Origin of the sequence: Rossellomorea vietnamensis, from assembly GCF_008180415.1 — a bacterium.
Taxonomy (GTDB): Bacteria; Bacillota; Bacilli; order Bacillales; family Bacillaceae_B; genus Rossellomorea; species Rossellomorea vietnamensis_C.
This window is the reverse complement of sequence record NZ_VTEI01000005.1, coordinates 147,428-171,374: the sequence shown is the minus strand read 5'-3', so window position 1 is coordinate 171,374 and position 23,947 is coordinate 147,428. Positions and strand designations below refer to the sequence as shown.

Annotated in this window: 31 protein-coding genes and 1 pseudogene; 8 read left to right on the top strand and 24 right to left on the bottom strand. The window is 38.6% G+C overall.

Features of this window, described 5'->3' with window-relative positions:
- Window positions 1–37: 37 nt before the first annotated feature.
- Window positions 38–751, top strand: coding sequence for a 3-ketoacyl-ACP reductase (locus tag FZC78_RS12120; RefSeq protein WP_148939959.1), 714 nt, complete (start codon window positions 38–40; stop codon window positions 749–751).
- Between the two features lie 462 nt (window positions 752–1,213).
- Here FZC78_RS12120 and FZC78_RS12115 read toward each other — a convergent pair whose 3' ends face one another.
- The 5 genes from FZC78_RS12115 to FZC78_RS23700 form a co-directional block, all read right to left on the bottom strand.
- Complete coding sequence (locus tag FZC78_RS12115; RefSeq protein WP_252183602.1) at window positions 1,214–2,053, bottom strand: cupin domain-containing protein; 840 nt, start codon at window positions 2,051–2,053, stop codon at window positions 1,214–1,216.
- A gap of 200 nt (window positions 2,054–2,253) precedes the next feature.
- Window positions 2,254–2,469, bottom strand: a complete 216-nt coding sequence (locus FZC78_RS12110; RefSeq protein WP_148939958.1) for a hypothetical protein — start codon at window positions 2,467–2,469, stop codon at window positions 2,254–2,256.
- 320 nt (window positions 2,470–2,789) lie between these two features.
- Window positions 2,790–3,611 (bottom strand): STAS domain-containing protein, encoded by an 822-nt coding sequence (locus FZC78_RS12105; protein ID WP_148939957.1) that lies wholly within the window; start codon window positions 3,609–3,611, stop codon window positions 2,790–2,792.
- A 212-nt stretch (window positions 3,612–3,823) separates the two neighbouring features.
- Complete coding sequence (locus FZC78_RS24770) at window positions 3,824–3,988, bottom strand: HAD hydrolase-like protein (protein WP_353733573.1); 165 nt, start codon at window positions 3,986–3,988, stop codon at window positions 3,824–3,826.
- A gap of 75 nt (window positions 3,989–4,063) precedes the next feature.
- Complete coding sequence (locus tag FZC78_RS23700) at window positions 4,064–4,228, bottom strand: hypothetical protein (RefSeq protein WP_187444922.1); 165 nt, start codon at window positions 4,226–4,228, stop codon at window positions 4,064–4,066.
- Between the two features lie 186 nt (window positions 4,229–4,414).
- Here FZC78_RS23700 and FZC78_RS12100 point away from each other — a divergent pair, with 186 nt between their 5' ends.
- Window positions 4,415–5,269: a manganese catalase family protein gene (locus FZC78_RS12100; protein ID WP_148939956.1), complete on the top strand. Its 855-nt coding sequence runs from the start codon at window positions 4,415–4,417 to the stop codon at window positions 5,267–5,269.
- Between the two features lie 644 nt (window positions 5,270–5,913).
- Here the strand turns inward: FZC78_RS12100 and FZC78_RS12095 are convergent.
- Entirely contained in the window at window positions 5,914–6,279 is a 366-nt protein-coding gene (locus tag FZC78_RS12095) for a hypothetical protein (protein ID WP_148939955.1), read from the bottom strand.
- Window positions 6,280–6,568: 289 nt separating this feature from the next.
- Between FZC78_RS12095 and FZC78_RS12090 the strand changes: the two genes are divergently transcribed.
- Together FZC78_RS12090 and FZC78_RS23695 are read left to right on the top strand one after the other, a co-directional pair.
- Window positions 6,569–6,937, top strand: a complete 369-nt coding sequence (locus tag FZC78_RS12090) for a hypothetical protein (protein WP_148939954.1) — start codon at window positions 6,569–6,571, stop codon at window positions 6,935–6,937.
- Between the two features lie 108 nt (window positions 6,938–7,045).
- Window positions 7,046–7,183 (top strand): hypothetical protein, encoded by a 138-nt coding sequence (locus FZC78_RS23695; protein WP_187444921.1) that lies wholly within the window; start codon window positions 7,046–7,048, stop codon window positions 7,181–7,183.
- Window positions 7,184–7,460: 277 nt separating this feature from the next.
- On the opposite strand, the gene FZC78_RS12085 is transcribed toward FZC78_RS23695, so the two are convergent.
- From FZC78_RS12085 to FZC78_RS23690, 4 genes are all read right to left on the bottom strand, one after another.
- Entirely contained in the window at window positions 7,461–8,021 is a 561-nt protein-coding gene (locus FZC78_RS12085; protein ID WP_148939953.1) for an ATP-binding protein, read from the bottom strand.
- Between the two features lie 407 nt (window positions 8,022–8,428).
- Window positions 8,429–8,554, bottom strand: coding sequence for a hypothetical protein (locus tag FZC78_RS24595; RefSeq protein ID WP_286365492.1), 126 nt, complete (start codon window positions 8,552–8,554; stop codon window positions 8,429–8,431).
- Window positions 8,555–8,800: 246 nt separating this feature from the next.
- Window positions 8,801–9,292: a fasciclin domain-containing protein gene (locus FZC78_RS12080; protein ID WP_187444920.1), complete on the bottom strand. Its 492-nt coding sequence runs from the start codon at window positions 9,290–9,292 to the stop codon at window positions 8,801–8,803.
- A gap of 123 nt (window positions 9,293–9,415) precedes the next feature.
- Window positions 9,416–9,592, bottom strand: a complete 177-nt coding sequence (locus FZC78_RS23690) for a hypothetical protein (protein WP_187444919.1) — start codon at window positions 9,590–9,592, stop codon at window positions 9,416–9,418.
- A gap of 233 nt (window positions 9,593–9,825) precedes the next feature.
- On the opposite strand from FZC78_RS23690, the pseudogene tnpB reads away from it, so the two are divergent.
- Window positions 9,826–10,998, top strand: a pseudogene (gene tnpB / locus FZC78_RS12075) (IS200/IS605 family element RNA-guided endonuclease TnpB).
- 483 nt (window positions 10,999–11,481) lie between these two features.
- On the opposite strand, the gene FZC78_RS12070 reads toward tnpB, so the two are convergent.
- Window positions 11,482–12,027 carry an MEDS domain-containing protein gene (locus FZC78_RS12070; RefSeq protein WP_148939952.1) on the bottom strand — a complete coding sequence of 182 codons (546 nt, stop codon included), beginning with the start codon at window positions 12,025–12,027 and terminating at the stop codon, window positions 11,482–11,484.
- A gap of 1,247 nt (window positions 12,028–13,274) precedes the next feature.
- Complete coding sequence (locus tag FZC78_RS12065; RefSeq protein WP_187444918.1) at window positions 13,275–14,531, bottom strand: YeeE/YedE family protein; 1,257 nt, start codon at window positions 14,529–14,531, stop codon at window positions 13,275–13,277.
- Window positions 14,532–14,943: 412 nt separating this feature from the next.
- Here FZC78_RS12065 and FZC78_RS24765 point away from each other — a divergent pair, with 412 nt between their 5' ends.
- Window positions 14,944–15,018: an alpha-hydroxy-acid oxidizing protein gene (locus FZC78_RS24765; RefSeq protein WP_148940002.1), complete on the top strand. Its 75-nt coding sequence runs from the start codon at window positions 14,944–14,946 to the stop codon at window positions 15,016–15,018.
- 127 nt (window positions 15,019–15,145) lie between these two features.
- On the opposite strand, the gene FZC78_RS23685 is transcribed toward FZC78_RS24765, so the two are convergent.
- From FZC78_RS23685 to FZC78_RS12035, 7 genes are all read right to left on the bottom strand, one after another.
- Window positions 15,146–15,286 (bottom strand): hypothetical protein, encoded by a 141-nt coding sequence (locus FZC78_RS23685; RefSeq protein WP_187444917.1) that lies wholly within the window; start codon window positions 15,284–15,286, stop codon window positions 15,146–15,148.
- Window position 15,287: 1 nt separating this feature from the next.
- Window positions 15,288–15,632 (bottom strand): hypothetical protein, encoded by a 345-nt coding sequence (locus tag FZC78_RS12055; RefSeq protein WP_148939950.1) that lies wholly within the window; start codon window positions 15,630–15,632, stop codon window positions 15,288–15,290.
- A 361-nt stretch (window positions 15,633–15,993) separates the two neighbouring features.
- Complete coding sequence (locus FZC78_RS23680; protein WP_187444916.1) at window positions 15,994–16,170, bottom strand: hypothetical protein; 177 nt, start codon at window positions 16,168–16,170, stop codon at window positions 15,994–15,996.
- Window positions 16,171–16,335: 165 nt separating this feature from the next.
- Window positions 16,336–16,887, bottom strand: coding sequence for a GNAT family N-acetyltransferase (locus tag FZC78_RS12050; protein WP_286365495.1), 552 nt, complete (start codon window positions 16,885–16,887; stop codon window positions 16,336–16,338).
- Between the two features lie 79 nt (window positions 16,888–16,966).
- A complete protein-coding gene (locus FZC78_RS12045) occupies window positions 16,967–17,914 on the bottom strand; it encodes a phosphotransferase family protein (RefSeq protein ID WP_148939949.1) in 948 nt (315 codons plus the stop codon).
- A gap of 159 nt (window positions 17,915–18,073) precedes the next feature.
- Window positions 18,074–18,301, bottom strand: coding sequence for a hypothetical protein (locus FZC78_RS12040; RefSeq protein WP_148939948.1), 228 nt, complete (start codon window positions 18,299–18,301; stop codon window positions 18,074–18,076).
- A gap of 311 nt (window positions 18,302–18,612) precedes the next feature.
- The gene (locus FZC78_RS12035) at window positions 18,613–19,830 is read right to left on the bottom strand and encodes an MFS transporter (protein ID WP_148939947.1); all 1,218 of its coding nucleotides are present in this window, start codon (window positions 19,828–19,830) and stop codon (window positions 18,613–18,615) included.
- A gap of 271 nt (window positions 19,831–20,101) precedes the next feature.
- Here FZC78_RS12035 and FZC78_RS23675 point away from each other — a divergent pair, with 271 nt between their 5' ends.
- Complete coding sequence (locus FZC78_RS23675; protein WP_187444915.1) at window positions 20,102–20,275, top strand: hypothetical protein; 174 nt, start codon at window positions 20,102–20,104, stop codon at window positions 20,273–20,275.
- A gap of 48 nt (window positions 20,276–20,323) precedes the next feature.
- On the opposite strand, the gene FZC78_RS12030 is transcribed toward FZC78_RS23675, so the two are convergent.
- Complete coding sequence (locus tag FZC78_RS12030; protein WP_148939946.1) at window positions 20,324–20,521, bottom strand: hypothetical protein; 198 nt, start codon at window positions 20,519–20,521, stop codon at window positions 20,324–20,326.
- Between the two features lie 117 nt (window positions 20,522–20,638).
- On the opposite strand from FZC78_RS12030, the gene FZC78_RS12025 reads away from it, so the two are divergent.
- On the top strand, window positions 20,639–21,409 hold the full coding sequence (locus tag FZC78_RS12025; RefSeq protein ID WP_148939945.1) for a DUF3891 family protein: 771 nt from the start codon (window positions 20,639–20,641) through the stop codon (window positions 21,407–21,409).
- A 71-nt stretch (window positions 21,410–21,480) separates the two neighbouring features.
- Here the strand turns inward: FZC78_RS12025 and FZC78_RS12020 are convergent, their stop codons facing one another.
- The 4 genes from FZC78_RS12020 to FZC78_RS12005 all read right to left on the bottom strand — a co-directional run bounded on the left by FZC78_RS12020 (window position 21,481) and on the right by FZC78_RS12005 (window position 23,846).
- Complete coding sequence (locus tag FZC78_RS12020) at window positions 21,481–21,891, bottom strand: hypothetical protein (RefSeq protein WP_148939944.1); 411 nt, start codon at window positions 21,889–21,891, stop codon at window positions 21,481–21,483.
- A 71-nt stretch (window positions 21,892–21,962) separates the two neighbouring features.
- A complete protein-coding gene (locus tag FZC78_RS12015) occupies window positions 21,963–22,403 on the bottom strand; it encodes a hypothetical protein (RefSeq protein ID WP_148939943.1) in 441 nt (146 codons plus the stop codon).
- 163 nt (window positions 22,404–22,566) lie between these two features.
- Complete coding sequence (locus tag FZC78_RS12010; RefSeq protein ID WP_148939942.1) at window positions 22,567–23,043, bottom strand: DUF2975 domain-containing protein; 477 nt, start codon at window positions 23,041–23,043, stop codon at window positions 22,567–22,569.
- 158 nt (window positions 23,044–23,201) lie between these two features.
- Window positions 23,202–23,846, bottom strand: coding sequence for a 2OG-Fe(II) oxygenase (locus FZC78_RS12005; protein ID WP_148939941.1), 645 nt, complete (start codon window positions 23,844–23,846; stop codon window positions 23,202–23,204).
- Between the last annotated feature and the right edge of the window lie 101 nt (window positions 23,847–23,947).

The following is a 23,947-nucleotide window of genomic DNA, read 5'->3' as shown; positions in this document are numbered from 1 at the left end:
GAAAAAAGTCATTACCAAAAAGAGAGGAAGTTATAATATGGACTTAAAAGGAAAATCGGTGCTTATTACTGGAGCTGGCAGGGGAATCGGCCGTGCCGCAGCCATTGCGTTAGCCAAGGAAGGAGTCAATGTAGGATTGCTTGGTCTGACAATGGAGAACCTGGAAAAGGTCTCTGAGGAGCTGGCCGAGTATGGTGTAAAAGTATCTGCAGCAGTTGCAGATGTCTCAGATCTTGAATCTGTAACTCATGCAGCAGAGCATATCCGTTCAGACTTAGGAAGCATTGATATCCTTATCAACAATGCAGGTACAGCTAAATTCGGTGGGTTCCTTGAACTCGATCCGGACGAATGGGAAAAAATTATCCGTGTGAATTTAATGGGCGTATACAATGCAACCAGAGCTGTCCTGCCTGAGATGATAGAAAGAAAAACGGGTGATATCATCAATGTTTCTTCTACTGCAGGTCAAAAAGGAGCTCCTGTAACAAGTGCCTACAGTGCATCAAAGTTTGGTGTTTTAGGTTTGACAGAATCACTAATGCAGGAAGTCCGCAAACACAATATCCGTGTGACTGCGCTGACACCGAGCACAGTCGCGACAGACCTGGCGCAAGAAAACAACCTTTTGTCAGGCAGCACTGAAAATGTTATGCAGCCGGAGGACTTGGCTGAATTGATTGTTTCCACTCTGAAATTAAACCGCCGAGTGTTCATTAAGTCTTCGGGCATGTGGTCTACGAACCCTTAAGAGGCCGGTAAAAAGAAATAAAATGGATCTCATCAGTCATATAGAAAGGCTTGGATGCATACCGCACCCAAGCCCTTTCATTTTTTAATTCATTTTCCCTAAAAACAGCCACCGTTAATAAGGTTTTTCGTGGCAGCTCTTAATTTTATTAAAGGCTGTTTTCGCATATATTGTTGCTTTCGGAAAAATCCCAAGAGCCGGATATTTCCCTGGATACTAAGAGTTTTAACTCTAAACGGAAAAGAGCAGCTCTTTTCTTTTCGGTGTTACCAGATTTCATCTTCGTAATTAGGGTTATTTTTTGAATTTGTATTAAATAGCAACATAGTATACGAAAAGAGCCTTATTAAAAGAGGTTTTGATAGCCCGATAAGTTAGAAAGATTTATATCCTGAAAGTAAAACCCTTGTACCCGTGGGAGCACCATAAAGCACCAGTCTATAACTAATAATGACTAATTACTCAGTTCTCTGCTTCCATCGCATCCAGCTTCGTTTCATGAACTGTTCCAAAAGGGTGTTCAGGCGGAGCATAAATGGCGTATACTTTCATAGGAGTATTTCCGGTATTCGTAATATTATGCCACTTTCCTGCTGGAATCATAACAGCAAAATCGTCTGAAACATTTTGTTGGTAAGTCAGATTATCCTCCGTATCTCCCATTTGTACAATCCCTTGCCCCTCTTCAAGGCGTATGAATTGATCTGTTGTCGGATGAACTTCCAGGCCGATATCATCTCCCACATCAATACTCATCAATGTCACCTGCAAATGACCGCCTGTCCATAAGGCAGTCCTGTAAGTATCATTCTCTTTGGTTGCTTCTTCGATATTCACAACAAAGGGAGTTGATCCATAGTCTTCTAATCTGCTGGCAGTATCCGACAGCAAATAATTGATCCTTAGGGCATTATCCCTTTGTCCTGCAAAAGCTTGAAAATAGGCATTCTGAATTAGAGGGTGTAATGTATCGTAAAAACTGCTCCGGTATTCTTCAGAATGATTGAACTCCAATTGAAACACTCGTTCCAGTCCTTCCTGGTAATTGGCAAAAGTCAGCTGTTCAACGTGGCAGTAAGGGAGCTGCCCGGTTATTTGTGAGAATAAATCTAGGAATGGTCTAGAATAAGCCTCTTTACATCTCACTGCATCCAGCAGAATACTCTGATGCTCCTGGTTAGGAGCTGCGTATGCCAGACTGCTGTACAGGTTTATAATTTCAGCATTTCGGGATATGGTCGTAAGTAGTGCATTCAGTACTTGCTGATCTTCCATTTCAATGATGAATTCAGACTGATTCAAGTCGCTTCATTCCCTTCCAAGGTTTTACGGAATATCATATGCCCAGGTCCTGAGAACGTACATATGCAATTACTGTAAATATCATTTATGAAAGGCTGTTTTCGTATTTTTTTATCACTGTATATAGTTTCTTTCTCATTGAAAAGGAAAATAAGAAAGCAGAACATTCGGAATCACCTGATGATCTGCTTAGCTGCTTATTATTTTCTTTTTTTCTTTGAAAGATCAACAGCTGCTTTTTTTACCACTTGTTCCAGCTGGAGCTGAACATGGACTTTATTACCTTCTATAGTTGTTGTTTGGACAACTTTTGCTTTACGTCCTTTGATCTTAAATTCATCCCCATCTGCCGGGATTTCCTTCCGTAACTGTTGCAGCAACAGATTTCGTTCATGATAAAAATAAACAATGTACATTCTTCTCACCTGCTTCAAATGAATTGAAGTGCCTATTCATCACTATATGAAGGGCAAGGTGAATAGATACGGTTAAGAAGAAAAGAAAAGCAGGAGATTTTCTTAGCAGACCTAATTGACTCTTACATATTTTTATAAATGATGTATCTCTCACATTTTTTTCATGTTCAAAATCAGCTGAGATTATAAAAAGTTGATTTCCAACACAACCGAAACATTTACTAAACCACGTTCACATTAATTTTTTAAAAAAAGCTTTTAGACATAGTCCATGTTTTGGACTTTGTCTAAAAGCTGATCACACCAAAAAGATGCATTTTTTATTCCATATATTCCAACGCCTGCTTAACGCTCTTGAAGGTGTTTCCGCTGCTATTGGTTTCGATGCCGATACTGATTGCAGCCTTGGCTAAGTGTGGCGAAATACCAGTCGAAATCATTTGGATTCCTAAGAGGCGAAGCATCCGCCTGATATTTTGGATATTTACTGCTGCTATGTCATCTATTTCGTTGACTCCAGAAAAGTCCACAATCAGAAAATCAATTTTTAAATCATTGACTTTGGGCAGCACTGAGTCCATTAAATGGGCCGATCGATGCTGATCAAGCTTGCCGACAAGCGGTATAACCGCCATGCTTTCTTTTAAAGGGACGACAGGAAAAGAAATAATATCGATTTCCTCTTTAAACTCTTCTTTCATTTTGGCATTGAACTCTTCAAAGGCAGTTACTGTTTCTTCCAGACTGATATCAAGCATTTTATTGACCTTTTTCAAGAGAAGGGTAAATTGATCTGTTGAAAGATTGAATTGGGATGTCCAATTGGTTATAAGGTCGGTGAAAACTTCCCTTGTAGGGGGATAACGGTATATAATCTCAGATATCTTTCCATTAGCCGACACTTGTTCATAGGCATTCTGTTTGCTCCATTCCAAGAGTTCTGCGGGCATGTTCTTTCCTTCATATTCCAATGAAGAGCAAAGGAACTTTACGAAGGACTTATACATTGAGACAGCCCTGTCCTTTTCAACTTGCGAAATCTCCAGTGACATATGATTAAGGACAGATTCGACTATTTGATTGGCTAAACCCTCATTATTCTCTTCTAAAAATTCAATAAGGTTGTTCATCTTTGGTTTCAATAGAAGATGCTCCTAATTTTTCTTTCTATTATAACAAGTTTGGTGTGATTCTTGTACCTTCTGCAAGTACTGATGAAGCAAATGGTTCTTTCGATCTATCTATAGGATTTTTTAATAGGATTTCCTTTTTAACTTGAAAAAATAAATTTTTATTGAAAGATATCTTCTTTGAATCCACCAAATACTTTTTTGAGCCAGCTTGAATTCTTTTTTTATGGCCAGATGATCAGAAGGGTTTTCAAACCTAATCTGTTTCCGCATAAAATGTCTGTTATCAGTTTGTCTCGTAGAATTAATACCTGCTCTGGCTTAACATCTTCATGTTCTAGATAATTCTTGATGGACGGCTTTTTACAATTATTAATTATAATTACCATTAAATTGATTTTTAAGGGGGCTGTTCGTTCAGTACCGCTATTGGATATTCCTGTTACTTTAATTCCGTTATCATTCTAGTTTCTTATCCATTCGTTTGCCTTATCGTTAGCCTGACTGCTGGCATTGACCAGTGTTTGATCTAAATCCACTAAGACGAGTTTTATCTTTTGATGATGCAGCCATTCTGCATCCACATTGGTCAAGTGATTAGTATAAAAATCAGGCTGCAATTTTAACATCGGTAGTCCTCTCATTTTACATAAATTTATGAACTTGATGATGAAATCTTCCCCCAGCCAAGTTATATTAAACGTTTGAATGTGCTTCAAAACAGGCATTGTCTATTTAAAAATATCGGGACATACACACATTTTAATTATTCCAATAGGATAAATAGAATCTTTCTTATAAAGGAGAAATGTCCTGTGTTTTATCACGTTAAAGAATTACAATACCAAGCGAAACCAGATAGACCCGATCCATTGTTTGCGAAGCAGCTGCAAGAGGTACTGGGCGGCCAGTTTGGCGAAATCTCAGTGGCACTTCAATATCTTTTTCAAGGCTGGAATGTTAGAGGAAATGGGAAATATAAAGATTTATTGATGGATACAGGTGCAGAGGAGCTGGCACATATTGAAATGCTCGCTACGATGATTGCCCGATTACTGGAGGGTGCACCGGTCGGAGATTTAGAAGTGGCGGCCAAGGATCCCATTATTGGTGCTATACTCGGCGGGATGAATCCACAGCATGCCATTGTTTCAGGTCTTGGAGCCATGCCTGCGGACAGTGTTGGCAACAGATGGACAGCTGACTACATTATTGCCAGCGGAAACCTACTCGCAGATTTTAGAGCAAACTTGAATGCTGAATCTCAAGGCCGTCTTCAAGTTGTACGGTTATATGAATCCACTACCGACCGCGGAGTTAAAGATATGCTTTCATGGCTCATTGCACGGGATACCATGCATCAGAATCAGTGGATTGCCGCCATTAAAGAATTGGAAGCAAAAGAAAACGTAGTTGTTCCAAGTACGTTCCCTAAAGAACTTGAAAAAAGAGAAGTATCTTATACATTATTCAATCTTTCCAGAGGAAACAAAAGTGCTGCAGGAAGATGGGCAAGCGGACCGAGCATGGATGGAGAAGGAACATTCAATTATGTCGAGGATCCTGTGCCTTTCGGACCTAAGCCTGCACTTCGACCTGCGCCTTCTTATATTCATGATACGCTGCCATCGGTGCTTAAAAGCGATATGATGCCTCCTAATATGTGTTAAAAAACGCCTGCGATTATTCTGTTATAAGAGCCCGGTTTGTAATATGTGACTGTGAAAAACCATCGTTGACTATATTAGAATAGACTCGTCAATGTGAGAGCGCTGAAAATCTACTCAATGTTAAAAAGGAACAACAAGGTTCAATGTATTAAATAAATAGAGGGAAAATCTCCCTCTATTCTCTCCAGTATGGGCTGGTTTTTGCAATTAGAGGGAAAATCTCCCCTTATTTTTCCGCTGCATACTTAATTAAGGAGCAGACGGATTCCGCTATAAAGGCCACTCCTTCGTAAACCATCCCAGCGGAGTCGCACACCTACTGAAATCAAAACTCCTTTTAGGACCTGAAGTGAAAAAAGCAGAATCACTCTCTTAAGGGAGCGATTCTGCTTTTTTACTATTTGTTGAACTTTTACAGCACCCTCATAAATGGCGCGCCTTTTGGATTTAATATATGGGATGGAATATCCGGCATATACATTTGCGATCCTTCTGCTCTTCGTCGTCGACGTTCTTTCCGCATTTAAATCCAGCCTTTCCCTATAATAGATACCGTTAGCGCTGGCTGGGTTTCTGCTTTTCCGTAGAGATTCATATATTACATAAGATTTTATCCGATTTTTTACCAGTTGCTTTCTCTATGCTCATTCGTTTGTTCTATACGTTTTCCTGCTTATCTTGTAAACGATGACAATTATATATATGGCTGCAAGCGGCAATATGGCTTCAGCTGTGGAACTGGGCAGGATATTAAAAACAAAGCTGCCAAGTAAAAGCATCAACACATAGCTGCAAGTCCAAACTAATTTTGAAAGTCCTACTAAATATTCACTAAGTCCTTTCTTTAACTTTTCCCCTATCATCACTGAAAAGATTAAAGAGAATATCATAAGGATAAATAATACAGGCCGTAAGAATTCGGGTAATACAAAATGGCTGCCAATGCTGAAATAGGTTAATACGGAGAATGCAATTAACAGGTGTAAATTATACTTTATGATTGGTGACATCTTCTTCCCCCCTATTTATAAGATGATTTACCATGATAAATAGTTTCATAGACCTGCATAAAACAACAAATGGTTATAGTGAGTTACGTTAACCTCAATAGTATTCCTAAATCCCTGACCCCTGAAAAGTTACTTCCACATTTTCATATTCTGATTATCCAATTATTATCAGAAATGGAGTAAAGGCACCTCACTTTTTATAAAGAAATAGTTTATTTTTTGAAACAATTTCCTTATCCTCATAGTTTAACAGATAACACTAACAAATCAGAATAACCAGGAGGAAAAAATGAACTGCAAAGCGATTCTTTTACTATTAATCTCCTTTTCTTTATTACTTGGCGGCTGCCGGATAGAGAGTGGAAGTAATGATGAACACACAGATAAGAAAGAAACAAAAGCTGTGCAAGAAAATGACATGAAATCTAAAGAGGAAAAAACGACTGCTCTAGCAACCATGGAGATGTATAATCAGCTGGAAAAAGGAATGAGCTACGAAGAAGTTAAAGAAATTATTGGTTCAGAAGGCAAGGCTGCTACAGAAGAGGGAGACGCTGATATGATGTATATTTGGGACGGCAGCTACCCCAATTCATTTTTGAGCGTTTCCTTTAAAAGAAATAAGTTAATGTCAAAAACACAAATGGGCTTGAAGTGATTCTCAAGAGTCTCCTGTTAGCTGTCAGTATTTTAAAAAATATAGAAATCACCCCCTTATATCATTAAAAGGAGTCGAAGGATATAGTGAAAGGGTTGGTGAAGTCCTATGAATAAACCATTAACGAAACTTTCTTATGACGATATAGATAAATTGCTTCAACCGGCAGATCAGGATCTGTTTCATAATATAAATTGGCAGTTCATTTCCGAAGAAGAGATGGAGACCCTATTGAAAACCCCTTAATGATACACTAAGGAATTTATGACAGAGAGGCTATAATGCAAAACATACAGAAGGACGCACTTAAATTCACTATAGAATTCGGTGCGTCTTTATATTTATCGATACCTTGACGGATAATAAGCGCTTTTGTCTTACATCAAGCTGTAAATCACAGGAGGGGAATTGATTATCGGAGATTTCAAAATAACAGTGCTTTCGTACCCTTAATTGAGTAACCTATAATATCTCTTGGTTTCCTGGATAAAAGTAAATGTTAGAGATGACAGACTGATTTCTATTACTCAAACTTCAGTATCTCAATTATCTTATCAATGACTACAGGGACATCCATAGGCTTTCCTATTGTAAAGAGACAGTCAGCTTCTCCTTTATTTGGCGAGAAGCTATTTTGCTTAACTGAATCCTGATTCTGGCGATTTAAGACTTCCGTAAAAGTCGACGCACTTCTGAAAATTTTTGTGCTTCGTGCACTGCAGGCTATACGCTCTTGTAGTAACACATCTGAAAGATTGAAATACACCAGAATACTGTGAAACCCCTCTCTGTGATAATACTCCAGAACCCTTGACCGGCTGTTTCGACCTAGATTCGAGTTGCAGAGAATAAGATGACTTTTTGTATTTTTAACAGCATACTCAACAATAGATTGGGTAATGGCTGTTTTTAATGTGTTGGGACCTTCTTCAGGCAGCAGTCTTTTATAATGTGTGTTAATAAATTCAGCATGGTTATCCTGGTCAATAACAAGAATGTCCTCTTGCTTCTCTTCCAGCAATCTCGCAAAGGTAGACTTCCCGCTATGCGTTTTTCCGACTGTCAGTATGACATATCTTTTCATTTGTTCACCACCTCTGCTCCTTATTTGTTGGTTACCGTTTATGTGGTCTCCGATTTCTGGGAAATCTATGTAGATAAAAGTGCAAGAAACTACTATAATTATCCATTTGTTTTATTGTTTTTAAAACGATTAATATGGTTACCTTTGTTTCAATGTCGTATGTTATTTAAAGAAAAAAAGCTGGTCAACATGGCTGGGCTGTTATATTCCCTCCTTGATAAATACGAATGAACTAAATGAAAGTTTCGGTTTTACTCTCAAAATTTAATATAAAAAATCCCTTCCGTGAACAGAAAGGGATCATTTACAACCTTCTTATCTCCAGTTGGATCTTTAGGTCTTATACAGTAAATTACTGTTGAATTAATCCTTAAAACATAAAAAGGATATTCTTATTGCTGCTTTTATTACTTTTTTCTTTTGCTTTCTTGAGCTTTTAAGGCTACGGTTTCGAGTCCATCCTGGGCAAATTCCACGTCATTCTTAGGCATTGCAGGATTATGCTGCAGGTCTTTATTTTTCTTTTTAGACATTGTTCTCCACCTTTCCTTTCTAGAGTTACTTTGCTCCTTTTCAAACTTCCTAATAGGCAAGCTGTAGTATTTTGTGATGATTTTAGGAATCGTATACCAACTCTTATATTGCTTTTTATGGGTATTCATCTGATTACCTAAGTGGTGTTCTATTTCATCCATATCATTCAGCAAGAAAGCTTTGAGAAAGAGTTCAATAAAAAAACGACTGAACTCTTATTAGAGACCAGTCGTTTCTAATGATCATTAAGGAATTAATACCTCATCAATCACATGTATGACACCATTTGATGTTTCGATATCCGCTTTTACAACATTGGCATTATTCACTCGTACAGGGTCAAGGGATACATCTATTGTTTTCTTGGCAAGAGTCTCTGCCTTCATGCCGTCTTTCAAGTCAGTTGAAAGAACCTTTCCAGGGACAACATGATACAGCAGAATATCTTTCAAGTCCTCTCTTGCTAGAAGTTCTTCTGCAGTGATGCCTAATTTGGTTAGAAGTTTTTCGAAGGCTGCGTCCGTAGGCGCAAAAACAGTGAAAGGGCCTTCTCCCTTCAACGTTTCTACCAATCCGGCTTTCTGCAAGGCTGCTGCCAAGGTTGTGAATTCACCAGCCTCTACAGCCGTATCAATAATATCCTTCTTACTCCCGGGGGTTTCTGCTGCAAAAGCACTATTTGCCAATGACATGAATATACTCATGACCATTAACAAAATAATTCCTTTTTTCTTCATGAATACTACCTCCTTTTTTACTGTAAACCTCTACAGAAGACTATATTTATCTCCTATGAGTTTACTCCAATGGTAGTATTCGTTAATTAATGCTTCCTATACCCATTTGCAAATACTTTACATTTAAGGTCCATTTCCAGGTCCGGATCCCGGTCCTGCATTGTAATTCTTATCTTCCCCAGGTCTTTCTCCAGGATTAATTCCCTTGATATTATGATCGTTCCCCCGTTTCTTTCTTCTCATATCTATCAAAAAGGCGAACAACAGTATCCCAATGATTAAAACAGGCACCCACCACATTAAGGCATCCTCCTCTCTGTAAAAAATGAACTTGGTTTTTTGTTCTTTGCAAACAATTTTTATCCAAAAATCGCGAGAAAACTCCCTCTTCAACCGTGTGAAGGGCATAGTCCAACGGTAAGGGGGAGATGAATCGCCTGCCTTTTGGTCTTTACTAAAAATACTTCGAAAGAAACATATGTTCCTAAAGTGCCATCTTTCTTGGTATAATTACTACAAGGAGGTGAAACCATTTGAATGTCAAAAAAACCTTTAAATTCAGGATCTATCCAAATCACGAACAGATTGAATTAATCAATAAAACGTTCGGTTGTTGCCGGTTCATCTACAACTATTTTGTTGGGAAACAAAAGAACAAAGACGCTTATTGGTCTATCGTAAATGAAATGGTACAGAATGGGCAGCTTGCACAGAACAATTAGAAAGGTGAATTTTTCAACAAGAACCAATCCATCAAAGCTGTTCGAGAGCTCAAGAAGACCTATTCATTCTTGAAAGAAGTCGATAGTATTGCCCTTCAGAAATCAGTTGAAATCGTTCATGATTCCTACACACGGTTTTACAAGAAACAAAATCGTTTACCTCGCTTCAAATCGAAGAAGAATCCCGTTCAATCCTATAACACAAAGTTTGTGAACGGGAATATACAAGTGAAAGATCAACACATCAAATTGCCAAAACTCGGCCTTGTTCGGTTTGCCAAGAGTCGTGAGGTAGAAGGACGTATAATGAACGCCACCATTCGACGAAGCCTTTCGGGTAAGTTCTTCGTTTCAATTTTGGCTGAATCAGCAGTTCAACCCTATAAAAAAACTGGCACCTCTGTCGGAATCGACGTAGGTCTGAAGGATTTCGCTACTCTTTCAGATGGCACAACCCATAAAAACCCCCGTTTTTTCCGTACACTAGAAAAGAAAATAATGAATGCCCGACGCATTCTTTCAAGGAGGCAATTGGGTTCTTCGAATTGGACTAAACAAAAAAAGAAAGTTGCCCGGCTGCACGAAAAAATCGCTACTGCAAGAAAAGATATGCTGGATAAAATCTCTACCGAAATAGTCAAAAACCACGACATTATCGGCATTGAAGATTTGTCCGTCGAAAAAATGTTGAAAAACAAAGATCTTTCAAAAGGAATCAGCGAAGTAAGCTGGGCCCAATTCAGGTCTATGTTGGAATACAAATCCTTATGGTACGGCAAACAGGTGATAGCCGCAGCGAAAAATTCCCCTTCCAGCCAGCTATGTTCTGTATGTAATTATAAGTATAAAGCCGGTAAAGATCTTGCGTTGCGCGAATGGACGTGTCCAACTTGTAAAAGCAGCCATCAAAGGGATCTTTACGCAAGTTTAAATCTTCGCAACGAAGCATTGCGATTAACCGCAGGGACTGCGGAGATAGCCTAATCAAAAACGAACCAAAAAGGTTTGTGTTCTTAGGAATCCCCCACTTCAAGCGACCTGTGAGGCGGTAAGTGGTGGGTAGTTCAAACATCATTATAGTAAGACTATATTTTAAGGGAAGGGTCTTCATCACCAATTTAAAAAGTTCTTCCAGTCAGCGAAGAGAGAAATAAAGGGAATTTGACGACAGCCAGCCGTTTAGATAAGCTCTAATCGTAAACTTTGTTCCATTTAAGATGAAAAATTGACAAATCCTCCTTTTAAAAAGCGAAACCACTTTTAATAATAGATAAGAGTTTTTCTCCCCCTTTATGAAAGAAAAATCTTAGTATCCGGGGTTCTCAGAAAGCACCAATCTGAAACAGCTTTTGGAGAAGAAATGAACGTTCTGGAAAATAAAAAAGCAGCTCAATTGAGAAGTGAATCTTAACTAAGCAGCTTTTTATGCATTAAACTGGCTTACATCTTTACGAAAGGATCAGCAGCTCAATATTTTATCAAGTCATCTGTTAATGTGACACGGTGGCATTTCATTAATAGCTCCTCCAACCCATCAGGAGTCAGATTGCTGTCATAGGCGCAGACCGAAATCAGGCCTTTGTCAGTAGTGAATGATTGTACTTGATTTTCATATAGAACAATTTTATCGAGGATATCTTCCTCATCACCCCATTCAACTAATCCCCAGGTCCATACAGGGACTCCATGATTTAAATAGGGCTCAACGGTTTTCTTGAAATAGGAAATGATCGTGTCAGGATCAAAACTTTGTGTAGCTGAATAGAAATCATAATTATTTGAGTAATGGATATTGGCTAATTCCTTCTCGCTCAAGATTTCCTGTAAGTGTTGTTTGATGCTAAGTAAATGTCTGTCATTCTCAACAAGCAATACAGGACTGCCTGCCTTCACTCCAGCTTTAATAAAAGCAACCGCGTTTTGAATATAAGTCTGTTCATTATTAAAATGATAAAGTATATGATTATCCTGTCCTTTAGATTCTTCTAGAACCTCCATAATTAAACTGCTCATTTATGTATAACCCCTTGTATTTTGACCTATTATTCATACTCTGAAAGGTATTTTCAGAGCTGTTCATTTTAATCAACCTCTTTTAAAGGGCTTTTTTCAATATATTTTCTGGTTTAACTAAAGTGTGGATTATTCAAATGAAATTTAAGAGAATGCAGAAATCTAATACAGCCTTTTAAATATAGGTTTCATCTTAACATGAGCTGATTGAGAATGCGAATAATCAGGACATTAAGGATATCGTAAGAATTATTCTGTAAAACAATATCGACTTAGGTTTTCATAAACATTTAACGGTCCATATATTTCCACTTTTTCATCTTCAGGATTTTCAGAGAGGTAAAAAATTTCAATAGGAAAAGAGGATGATTCGTATAGGTTCTGCTCAAAACCTTTCTCTTTTATCCATCTATATAAAGAAGTATAAGCTTTGTCTATGGTCATGTTTGTACAGGAAACTCTGGCAAATTTTATCTTCGGTATCTTGACCCTGACATTCCGTTTGGGATTTCGGTAAGGCTAAATACCTCCAAACAAGCAAAAAAGTCACCAAGATTTCATTCCTTAAATAGGGGCTTATCAACACTTTCCTGCTAACGGCATTTGGAATCTGTTCCATTTTTCCTTCAAACTCTTGCTGAACTTTCATGGCGGCATCCGGAAGAGATTCTGAAAAGTTAGCAGTAATGCTTTCCCCTACTAATAAAAATCTCTTTCAACCATATCAAACTTTACTGGTTCCATCAATTTTTAACTCCATTTCCAAATAAATCATATTTAATAATTCGAAGAAGAAGGGCTTTCCCCCTCTAAATACTTTTAAAAAGCACAAATTTCCTTTCAGCCTTGTTTCTGGGGTTAATTCTAAGCTTTCAGCCGTAAAAACGTTACTGCCTCTGCAAGTGATAATTAAAACTTAGAGAACCATGCAGTTGATATTTACCCAAGAGGCAGAAATGCCGCTAGCCATTCTGGGTTAAGAAAGCCATCTAATTTAATAAAGGCAATTTTCGTAAACTTTGTTGCTATTTGATACTCGTTCCGAAAAATAAATCATATTAAGAGGGGTGAAAACTGGTAACACCGAAAAGAAAGAGCTACTCTCTCTCGATAATAGATAAAACTCTTAGTATCCGGAAAAAATCCTGCTCTTGGAATTTTTTCGAAAGCAACAATATATACGAAAACAGCCTTAATAAAAAAAGGTTCAGTTATAGGGGTATACCCTCAACTGAACCTGCAAATTGTTAACAGAAAGTATCTTTGATTTTTGGAACTGAAAGACCAAACATCGGTCTTAAATAAAGTGCGATAAAGGTACCTGCCATCGCAAGGATTCCCCAAATATAACCATGAAGGCTGAACGAGGCTATGCCTCCAAAATAGGCTCCGATATTACAACCGAACGCCAGTCGTGCACCATATCCCATCAGCAAGCCTCCAATGACAGAAGCAGCAGCATTCTTACCAGTGATTTTAGAAACTTTAAAAAGACCGCCGGCAGCAGAAGCCATAAAAGCTCCTAAGATGACACCGAAGTTCAACACAGTGGTAGAATCTGCAAAAATAGAAGACTGTAAGACTTCAGCATTGCTTCCCTGCCAATACCCCCAGCTGGCAGCATCAATGCCAAAGAACACCGCTGCTTTAGAACCCCACAGGGCAAACGCAGAAGTGATTCCCCAAGGAGCACCGCGTGTCATCAGAGTCAATGCATTAAGAACTGCAAGCGCAATCGCTGCAGCGAATAATGGCCAAGAACCACGTAAAACTCTTTTCCATCCACTTGCAGAAGGAACCGGTGCCATTTTAGGTGACTTCTTCTTTCTTTCCACCACAATGGAAATCCATGCGATAAGAGCGAAAAGTGCTAGAGAAAGTACCCAGGCACCGCCGTAGCCTAAACCTGTGGAAGTTGCCAGTGAAATCGGTTCAAAGGATGGAAGTTCCTCAGTCCAGAAAGGCAAATGTGCCGCACCCACGGTTGCGCCAATAATGAAGAACAATAAAGTTATGAACATGACAGAGCGTCCGCCGCCTACTGCATAAAGAGTACCAGAGGCACAGCCGCCGCCAAGCTGCATTCCAATCCCGAACATGAACGCACCCACCACGAGGCTGATCCCTACCGGTGATACATAACCATTCACCGGACCTCCAAAAAAAGATAAACCGAATGCGAGAATTGGGGCAAATAGTGTAACCGTAACAGCCAGCATCAACATATGAGAACGCAGCGCTTCCCCATTGCCGACAGACATGAATCTGCGGAAAGCGGAAGTGAAACCAAAACGTGCATGAAATAAGGTATATCCAAGCAATAAGCCGATGATAAGCAATAACGGCTGTGCCGTTGATTGAGTCATCATCAGATAGATTAATAGAATGGCACTCATGATCAGTCCCCCATAAATTAAGGGCATTTGAGGATTGTTTAACTTGGTATCTGAACGCAGGACAGGATCCTTAGCGTCATTAATGGGTTGAACTTTTGTTGGAGACATCACCAACCACCCTTTCCTGATAGTTTTAGTCGGATTTACTATTCATATCTTACAAGGGGATTGGTGCTCTGTCAAAAAAATTGTTTGATGTAAGCTGAAGTACATTCTGTATAGAAATTCAACCAAAATGATGTACCCTATTTGCTGAGCGAGGATATTCTACACGAGAACCAATGTTATAATGCACTAGGTATGAGGTTCAACCGGAAATCAGTACCACAAGAAAAATATATTATTGAGGACTTATCAATTTCTGTTATACGAGCTTTGCCGGCAAGCGCAAATCGTGGTTTCAAACTCATTGGAATTAATGGCATCCAACCATTGAGGTAGAAAGCTCGATCATGGCTTCGCAACTTTGGATGTATTAGAAAAGATCTGCGGTGTTGTTCAAAATAAAATTCCCGTATAGTTGGACAGCGGCATTCGCACGGGAAGTGATATATTTAAAGCCTTAGCACCGGGGGCTTACCCTCTTGCTATGTAATCATATGCTTTCTTTTCCATCGCCGATTTTTCCTCTTATTCCCATTCATCAATAGAAATATATGGAAAATTGAGTTATCAAAATTAAACTTGTCTGAAAAATCAGCAGAGAAAGTAATTTGGCACTTTTAAAAGGATAACTTATATTCAGTCAATTCAGCATCTTTTGATTGTAGGTTACTCAGCATCATTTCCCAAAAAGCTGTTAACTCTGCCTCATCCATATAAGCCAGTTCTGTATCCTCCATTCTCTCATGGATATATTCCAAATCAGGAGACCCAAACCTTTAAGGTATTTAAAAATTCTTCCTTTGACATCTCATTAATTCCAGAGGAGTTTAAATTTGGCGATGTCGGAATAAAACTATACAGAGAAAATAGATCAGCCAGCCTCGAATATAGATCCTCATTCGGTTGGATCGTTTCCATTGTTTGAGTGGAAAGTTCCAAGCTCCATGACATTGCTGTTAAATATTCTGCCTTCTCTGCTTCTGAAACCTCTGCGTACTTTCTCGAAAGAATATTTCCAAACTGGATAGCGTATTCAACTCCGTCTTGCACTTTATCAAACTGAGCTTCTTTAACTTCTTTCCTATCTTCAAGTTGAAGAAACAAGAAAACATTGATTAGTAGAGATAATGGAAAACCAATCAGCAGTTTGTATTCTTTGAGGATTTTCTTGATTGCCCTCCTGGGTATGAACCTTTTTATTGAGTGGACTGCTTATTTTAATTTCATGGCCGATGACTCCTTCTTGCGGACCGTTATCTCCGGCATCCAATGGTTTCGTTGGCCCGTAAACTCAGTATGCGGGCCGTTATCTCCTGCATCCAGTGGTTTTGTTGGCCCATAAACTCAGTATGCGGGCCGTTATCTCCGGCATCCAGTGGTTTTGTTGGCCCGTAAACTCAGTATGCGGGCCGTTATCTCCGGCATCCAGTGGTTTTGTTGGCCTGTAAACTCAGTATGCGGGCCGTTATCTCTGGCATCCAATGGTTTCATTGGCCCGTTGACTCACTACGCGGGCTGTTATCTCTGCCTTGCAGTCGTTTTTATTAGTTTTACCTGATGCACCATGGCCCGAGATTCCGATAATCATTCGATCACCGTATCCTTTTATATATTCAACGATTTCCTCGATAACTTTCTCCATGTAATTTCCGTTTCTGAATGAACTTCTCTATATTTTGAAAGCTGCATCTTTCAGCTATTTCTGCCGCAATACAATAATGCATCATTCTTGATCCCATTAGAGTCCCGCCCCTATTCTTTTTCGACCATCACAGAAATTTCCCGGCACTATCTCTATTTTGTTTTTCTATGAATCTCCTTGCGAATTACTTCTTGTATTGCTATTTTCATAGTCTGCCTGAAGCATTCCATAAATAGCACAATCCTTGTACTGATTTTTGGCATTCCGGATCATATCCCTTACTATTCCTTCCTGTCTCATCCCGGACTTCAGCATGACTTTTCCTGAGGAGGGGTTGTCTGTGTTGTGAGCTGCAGAGATTTTATGTACATTCATTGTTTCAAAAGCAAATCGTACGACTTCCCTTAATGCTTCAGTAGCATAGCCTTTGTTCCACCAATTTGGCCCTACTGAGTAACTGACTTCACAATTGCCTGTTTGTTCATCAAAGTCATACAAATCTATTTCACCTATTAGTTCCCCGCTTGCTTTAAGTTCCATTCCCCAGTGGCAAAAATCTTCATTGTCGTATTGTCCGCAGATGGTCTCCAGCTTCTTGACAGTTTCTGAAATGAATTTGTGTGCTGGACTTACGCGGTTATCGCTTACTCTTTCATCTGAGAGCCAGCGATCAAAAATAGCTTCAGCATCAGATAAAGTCAGCCTCCTTAAAACCAGCCGATTCGTTTCTTACTCTGTTGTTCCCTCAAATCTGACCATTCTTACACCTCTTTGATCTGTTTTAGTAAGAAAGCGTTTAGTCTTTTTTTAGATTTCTTTCCATAAGGTTGTACGCAGCTCTACTAATCTCACCTGCTTTAAATAAAAGGATTTTTTGGATTTCTTCCTCAGAATGCAAGCCTTGAAAATACTTCTCTACCTCCCAGGCAATCATCATTGTAGTGTGGTCAATGTAAAAATGGTAGAAGTCCTGCTGGTAACTCTCCATATCAAGGGCAAAGTTATTCTTTCTTAATTGTTCTGTATAATATGTATCTGCGTAGTCGATTAGGTAAGGATCATATAAATCCTGCAGCATTATGGTAAAATCCCTTAACGGGGAGCTCATTGCTGCCCATTCCCAGTCTATGAACCACATCTGTTCACCATGATAAAAGATATTCTCAAGATGGGGATCACCATGAGTGAAGACTAAAGGACATTCCGCTATATAATCAATAAGCCCTAATCTTTCATATGCATTTTTGATATCTTTTATCCACTGCGTATCCACCCATTTCATCTGAGAATATAATTTTGTTAGTTGATCTGAACACCATTCAAGCGACTCGGTTGTGATTCTATGGATTGGAAATCTTTTATCTATATGGCTGGTATCTAAGGTATGCAGTTCGGCTAATCTTTCCACAATCCTTTTTACGGTTAATTCTTTTTCAGGGAGACTCTCCTTTGAAAAAGTTGTTTTAACTGGCCACCCTAGATCCTCCATAAGAATAGCGGGTGGTGAATCGCTCCAGATGTCATTCATTTTAGAAAAAGGAGAAATATAGTGACTGGCCATCTCCATAATTTCTATTTCATTTTCCCTGCCTTCAGCAAATTCTTTGTAAACAAAAGAGTATTGGCGACCATATTCGCTTTCTGCTGTAACTCTATAAATACACCCGGCATGTGCTCCCTTGATCATTTTCGTATTCTTTAAAACCAGTCCTTTTTTATGTAACCGCTGAAATAGATGCTTCACTCTATTCTCCTTTTCGTAAAAAATTTCGGTTTAATAGTGATTGATTTACCTTCTATGAAATTCCTTTAAATAGGAATTTTCATATAAGGGGCTTCGCTTTTTAAGTTGCTCAATTTCTAATCTATTTAGAAATTTTATGGCTTCCCGAATAATCCAATGCTATTCTCCGTATTGTTTCGTATAAGTAATCGATTTTACATATGCCTTCTCGTTTCCATACCAAGCATATTCCACATCATATCTTTCTCCAACTTTAATAAGCCCCCATATTTCTTCTGATTTCACCCTCAAGGTTATTAGAGTTTTTTCTTCCTCGCTCTTAATCTCAATATAGTATTCACCCTCATATGAAGAGTGAATTTTGTCTGTAACTCTTACTCCTTCCATCTTTTTTTCCTCTATTCTGTGATGGCTTAAATATTAGAAGCTTCCTACAGTAAATACGAGTAGAATCGTTATACGTAAAAGCAACTTCATTAAATAACCTCCCTTAATGCCTGAACATTCCTGACTGTTCTATTTCTGCTGCTAGGATTTAATTTAATGAATTCATTCCTCTGCTCCCTCAGTTTTTAAAGCTATTACTTTATACTATTTAGAGAAACAATCTGTAACAAATGGAATTCAAACTGACCATATGATCAACTATTTTCCCCTTAAGACTTAAAAGGCTCCCCTGGTTAAGGGAAGCCCTTGTTCTAACTTGTTTTTTCAAACCCGGCACTCAACGGTTCATTGAGTTGTTTTAATAATGGATTCATCAAGAAGTACAGTGCGAATAGTAGATAACCACATCCTGAAGTGCTCAAGAGGAACAGCCCGGATGTCATTTCCCCTATGACTCCTCCAAGCAGGTACCCTATAGGACTTAGTGAACCGAGTAGAGAACTGATAAATGCAAACCCGATCCCTATGTAATCTCTTGGAAGATTCACTCCAATCATCGTTTGGACAAAGATGCTCAGTATTCCAATTCCTGCCCAGGAAAAACCGAATAAGAGATAAGGCAGGATGGGTATCTCAAACAAGGCAAACGCCATCAGCCAACATGCGCCTGACCAGATAGAAATAAGCGGCATGATCCGATTTAGTGGAAATTGCTGTACTTTGCTTGACAGGATCGTTCCCGTTAAAGTGCCGGCAGACATCGAGGTCAACCAGAATCCATATTGAGCTGAGGTATCAGAAATGACAGGCAGCATAGCTAATCCCATGGTTGCCATCACGTTCATTCCGATAACCCCGAATATAAAATGAAGCAGCCTTCTTCTCTTTTTAACTACCATCAGGCCTTCTTTGAAATCTTCTTTGTATTGCTTAAAGAAACCCAGGGTCGATCTATCAGTCTCTTTTTTCGATTTAGGGATCTTCAAAAATAGAAGAAACAACAGTCCTGTTAAAACCAGGATGACAGAATTAAACAGATAAATAACACCTAATCCAACGAAAGCAATAAGCAATCCTGAAACTGCATCACAAAGAATATCAAGAGTTTGATAAGAAAAAGCAAATATGGAATTCACCTTTGTCAACTTACCTTTCTCGGCCAATCGCTCGATCAGAGCACTTTCAGTAGGATAGGTGAGTTCAGAAAACGATAAAGCAAAGAAAAGCAATGCGAGTAGCAGCGGAACCCATAATAGATTGTTTAGATATAAAATAGAGATAACAGTGACAAGCAGCCCTTGCCCCATCATCGCAGTCACTAAAATTTTTCTTTTGGAAAATCGATCGATCAGCGGTCCGTAAATGAATTGAATGGTCACCGGCAGGATAGCGATTGCACTTGTCACCCCAATCAGCAGGGGGGAATCTGTTACTGTTTTAACATACCAAATAGTAGCAATCATATAAAAGCTGTCGGCGAAATTCGTTAAAATTCTTCCTATTAATAAAATCACTAATTGTCTGTTCATCGTATTGGTCCTCCTTTAATAATTAATATTGAATCAATCATTATTAATTAAGGAGGTTTCCACATGAATACTATACGTTAATGGTCAAAAGGATTCAGATAAATGATTTTGATCATTGCGTTCTCCTTTCCTTTTTTATATGGTAATTATTTCATAATAATTTAGAATATTCAACTTAATTCCCTCTCTTTAACGCATCGATCAACTAAAAGAATGAATTCATGAAACCTTTAATGAAGTCAGATCGTATACTTAGTAGGAGGTGGAGAAGATGGATTTTATGTTTTTTGTTATACTGATCACGGCTCTTTCACTTATATATTACGGCTATATACATAAGATAGAGAATGATGTAAAAAAGAAAGAATTAGAGTTAGAGGAAAGAAAGATTGAGTTAGAGATCTTGCAATTGGAAGTTCAAAAGGAAAGGAAAAAGAGTGAGTAAAGAACCCCCTGTCTTCAAACTGGAGGGTTCTCTTTTTTAGCGGTTCAGTTATCTTACAATCAGCTTTTTTAACAACGCAAATATAGGGATGAAAAGAGCAATGAATATGCCGAGGTCTGCCAGAAGCAGCCATAGGTTGAATTCATCTGAAAAAACCCTGTATTGCAGCCCTAGAAATTCAGTGATTCTTTCAGAGAAAATGCCGACCAGAAAAATGGTCAGGAATGCTGCAAGAAATTCTTTCATAGTATGTACTCCCTATTTTTCTTTTTTAATATTACTATACCATTCGCTTTAAAAGCCAGTAAACCGGGAATGGTTTTATAAGATATACACCAATAATAAACAGGAGGAAATTTACATATGATCATCCGCGAAACCTCTCATTCGTTCTACATGATCCTTCAGCATGACCACGCCTTTTTATCAGGAGAAATAGTGAAGCATTTTGATGAAAATTCACTGCTTTCTAAAGAGGCTTTTTCTCATGTTCAGTATGCCGCCTATGAACATGACCGAGGCTGGATCGGTTTGGATGAGACTCCAATTTGGAATGACCGTTGCGGGGAACCCTATTCGTTTTCAGACTATCCCTTGTTACCTAAATTAGCATTCTACCGAATAGGTCTGGATGAGATTGAAGAAACCAGTGCTTATGCAGCTCTGTTGTGCAGCATGCACTTCTGTTCTTTCTTTGCCAGCTCAACTGATAGTGATTGTCTTGCCTTTCTACAGAAGGAAAGGAAACGGCAAGAAAGGATAAAAGGTGAAATTCAGGAAGTGAACGATGAATTAGTAATGCAGCATTTCCGCTTGCTTCAGTTCTCAGATAACCTCTCCCTCTATCTTTGCTTGAATCAACCTGGAGCGAGTAAAGAAAACGAACATCCCTGGTTTCGAAAAGGATTCAAGAACACGGAAACACTGCATACAAGCAATCAGCCTTTTATCCCTCGGTGGTTGAACAGAGGTGAAATAACAGTTGACCCGTTTCCTTTTCAAAAAGAATTTCCTCTTTCCTTAAAATATAAGGAGGTTCCCAAAAAGAATATCAAGGAAAAAGGAATTGCTGAGGCCTATCATCATAGTGAATTGAAGGAGCTGTGTGTTTTCATTCACAGACCTTTTGTTTAGGAATATTTTGAGAAACAGTATCGATTCATAGCCGTATTTCCCAATACTGCAATTGTAGCATTTGCTTCCTTTTATTCATTAAAGCCGGAAAAGAAGTTCATGGCCATTATGTAAAGAGGATAAACAATGAAAGCCCCTATTATAAGTAAGCCGGATGCAGGATTCGGAATATCACCGTTATGGGTGATCGGGAATAACGTTGCGAAAAGGAAAGCAAACAGAACATAATATGGAAGCCAAAGAACGACGGTTAAATAGCGGGCTTTACCTCCACTCAGCCATTTCCTTGTCAAAAAGAACAAAAGCAAGCTGAAAACTAGAAAGGCGAGTAATGATGTGAGGCTGCTTATTATATTAACAGTTTGGATGTTCCACTCTGTTATACGTGTAATTCTGTATACATTCAACACCAGTTGAATAGGGATTAGTATCGTTATAGCATAAATGATGCTGATCCCATTGAGTTTTAAGAAGTAATTCATTTTTCCACTCCAGTTAGCTGAGGATTCTTGCCTTTAAGGCGGGGAGGATTCTAGTTTTAACTGCCGTTTCTCTATCTTGCTTTTTTTAAAATAGTATTTCCAGCATTCTCTCCTTGGATGACGAGGAAATGCTCTCTGCCCTTGGACAGATCAACAGTTACACTATTGTTAATCTTTTTAGTGGAATCTCCATTCGTTTCTGTGACTAGTACTATAATCTCGGCTGTACCTTCTAAAGGCAGGTCTTCCTCGAGAATTTCGAACTCCAGATCTTCCCCTTTTTTAATTGGCGAACCATCAGCATGAACTGTCCCTGAAGATGAAAGCATTTTTCCTTCTTGGTAAATTTCAAGCTGGATATGATCAATTTTGGATTGCAGTTGATTTTGAACATGTATGACAACACCCTTCCCCTTTTCCGCGTAGTTCGGTTTTCTGTCAGTTTCATTTGAACAGGAGCCTAACGTGAATAGTGATAAGAGTATCAATGTTAATAGAACCCCTTTTTTCATTTATTAGCCCCCTCTTCTTCAGTTAAAGCTGGTTGCAAATTTCCTTCTAAGTGGAGAAACATATAGTTTTCGTTTTCCCATTTTTTAAAATACAGAGGTCATTGTAATGCCTTCCCTTTCTGAAAGTTCGGTATCAAGTATTTTTTTTTTTTTTTTTTTTCGCCTAGACCGTTAATTCATTTTCTTCCTTAAGTTCAAGAGCGTTCTTTAAAAGGTTTTGAAGAAGAGCAGCGAAGATAGATATCACTATGGAATAAAACATTATGATCAAACCCAACAAAACAATACCTGGCTGTCCCGCATTCTGGCTGATAATCAAAATTTCACCGGCTAGGTAAATAACGAAAATGATGACTGCGCAATATTTGATGAGTACTAGCCGCTTTACAGCCAATTCTGAAAATGCTTGGTTTCGATCAATAGCAATCAGCAGTTTCCATGCTTGATACAAAGCGAAAAAGAAGGGCAGTGCTGTCATGTATAATCCAATTAACAAAGGGTATTGCAAATATGAAAATTCAGGATACGTCAGAGCTAATTCTCCTGCTTGCCAGGGCAGCCACAAGATACAAAGAGCGAGCACAGACAAGCCAATAAAAGAGACAGCAGCCTTTAAATAGAGTGTGGCTGTAAATCTCACAAAAATCACCTCGTTGGTCATTATTTCCTTTTATATTACCTTATAATTTATTGATTATCAATAAATTATTATCATTTTTCGTGATTAACCGATAAAAAAACACCAGCATTCTGTCCTGATAAGAGATTGCTGGTGTTTTAGTTTTACGTCATTTATTATTATTTCACTTGCTTTCTTCTCATCCACTGAGTGGCAGCCCATTTATCGCCAATCACGACAGGTGCGCCCCCATGCAAAGTAAGATCGTTCAAGTCCTGGTTATCATAAAAATATTCAAAGTAAACAGCCATCCCTTTTTGAGGAGAAACCGAAAGATTTAATTTGGGAAAGTATGTTTCTCCTCCTTCTTCAACATCATTTAAGTACATGACCATTGTGCTGATACGGGGGTTGCTTGCATTTTTGAAAAAATCAAAGTGTGCTTTATATTCCTGGCCGATTTTGTAATTCAGCATTTGCAGTCCTTCTCCATGTTCATAAGGGACATTCATAACTTGTGCGATCCGTTTTTCCACTCTTGTCACAACTTCGCTTTCACCTTCTTCAATAAAGGTGCTGCTGCTTGTTCTCATATCATTTTCATCACGGGTGTTACCGATTTTGGACCTCTTCATTTTATCCTTTGATAAACGAATCAAGGCATCGCATTCTACATCGCTTAGGACATTTCCCAATACGACTATCAGCGGCTCTTCCACTTTGGCGATTATACGAATCTCTCTGTCTTCTGTTATGATTCTATTCCCTGAATGATGAAAAATACTTTGTTCCTTGAGGACAGCGTTTGGCGTTTCAATTGTCAACTTTCATCTACCTCTAATCTAATAAAATTCGAAATAATTAGAATTCTCACGATGCTGGACACGGCAATTGAGATAGGACAAGAATTATCTTAATGTCCTGC

What these genes read in the sequence shown, in the direction of transcription:
- FZC78_RS12120 (WP_148939959.1), top strand. Translation starts at nt 38, where the DNA reads ATGGACTTAAAAGGAAAATCGGTGCTTATTACTGGAGCTGGCAGGGGA.
- FZC78_RS12110 (WP_148939958.1), bottom strand. Translation starts at nt 2,469, where the DNA reads ATGTACATTGTTTATTTTTATCATGAACGAAATCTGTTGCTGCAACAG.
- FZC78_RS24770 (WP_353733573.1), bottom strand. Translation starts at nt 3,988, where the DNA reads ATGGTAATTATAATTAATAATTGTAAAAAGCCGTCCATCAAGAATTAT.
- FZC78_RS23700 (WP_187444922.1), bottom strand. Translation starts at nt 4,228, where the DNA reads ATGTTAAAATTGCAGCCTGATTTTTATACTAATCACTTGACCAATGTG.
- FZC78_RS12095 (WP_148939955.1), bottom strand. Translation starts at nt 6,279, where the DNA reads ATGTCACCAATCATAAAGTATAATTTACACCTGTTAATTGCATTCTCC.
- FZC78_RS12090 (WP_148939954.1), top strand. Translation starts at nt 6,569, where the DNA reads ATGAACTGCAAAGCGATTCTTTTACTATTAATCTCCTTTTCTTTATTA.
- FZC78_RS23695 (WP_187444921.1), top strand. Translation starts at nt 7,046, where the DNA reads ATGAATAAACCATTAACGAAACTTTCTTATGACGATATAGATAAATTG.
- FZC78_RS12085 (WP_148939953.1), bottom strand. Translation starts at nt 8,021, where the DNA reads ATGAAAAGATATGTCATACTGACAGTCGGAAAAACGCATAGCGGGAAG.
- FZC78_RS24595 (WP_286365492.1), bottom strand. Translation starts at nt 8,554, where the DNA reads ATGTCTAAAAAGAAAAATAAAGACCTGCAGCATAATCCTGCAATGCCT.
- FZC78_RS12080 (WP_187444920.1), bottom strand. Translation starts at nt 9,292, where the DNA reads ATGAAGAAAAAAGGAATTATTTTGTTAATGGTCATGAGTATATTCATG.
- FZC78_RS23690 (WP_187444919.1), bottom strand. Translation starts at nt 9,592, where the DNA reads ATGTGGTGGGTGCCTGTTTTAATCATTGGGATACTGTTGTTCGCCTTT.
- FZC78_RS12070 (WP_148939952.1), bottom strand. Translation starts at nt 12,027, where the DNA reads ATGAGCAGTTTAATTATGGAGGTTCTAGAAGAATCTAAAGGACAGGAT.
- FZC78_RS12065 (WP_187444918.1), bottom strand. Translation starts at nt 14,531, where the DNA reads ATGTCTCCAACAAAAGTTCAACCCATTAATGACGCTAAGGATCCTGTC.
- FZC78_RS23680 (WP_187444916.1), bottom strand. Translation starts at nt 16,170, where the DNA reads ATGGAGAAAGTTATCGAGGAAATCGTTGAATATATAAAAGGATACGGT.
- FZC78_RS12040 (WP_148939948.1), bottom strand. Translation starts at nt 18,301, where the DNA reads ATGGAAGGAGTAAGAGTTACAGACAAAATTCACTCTTCATATGAGGGT.
- FZC78_RS12035 (WP_148939947.1), bottom strand. Translation starts at nt 19,830, where the DNA reads ATGAACAGACAATTAGTGATTTTATTAATAGGAAGAATTTTAACGAAT.
- FZC78_RS23675 (WP_187444915.1), top strand. Translation starts at nt 20,102, where the DNA reads ATGGATTTTATGTTTTTTGTTATACTGATCACGGCTCTTTCACTTATA.
- FZC78_RS12030 (WP_148939946.1), bottom strand. Translation starts at nt 20,521, where the DNA reads ATGAAAGAATTTCTTGCAGCATTCCTGACCATTTTTCTGGTCGGCATT.
- FZC78_RS12025 (WP_148939945.1), top strand. Translation starts at nt 20,639, where the DNA reads ATGATCATCCGCGAAACCTCTCATTCGTTCTACATGATCCTTCAGCAT.
- FZC78_RS12020 (WP_148939944.1), bottom strand. Translation starts at nt 21,891, where the DNA reads ATGAATTACTTCTTAAAACTCAATGGGATCAGCATCATTTATGCTATA.
- FZC78_RS12015 (WP_148939943.1), bottom strand. Translation starts at nt 22,403, where the DNA reads ATGAAAAAAGGGGTTCTATTAACATTGATACTCTTATCACTATTCACG.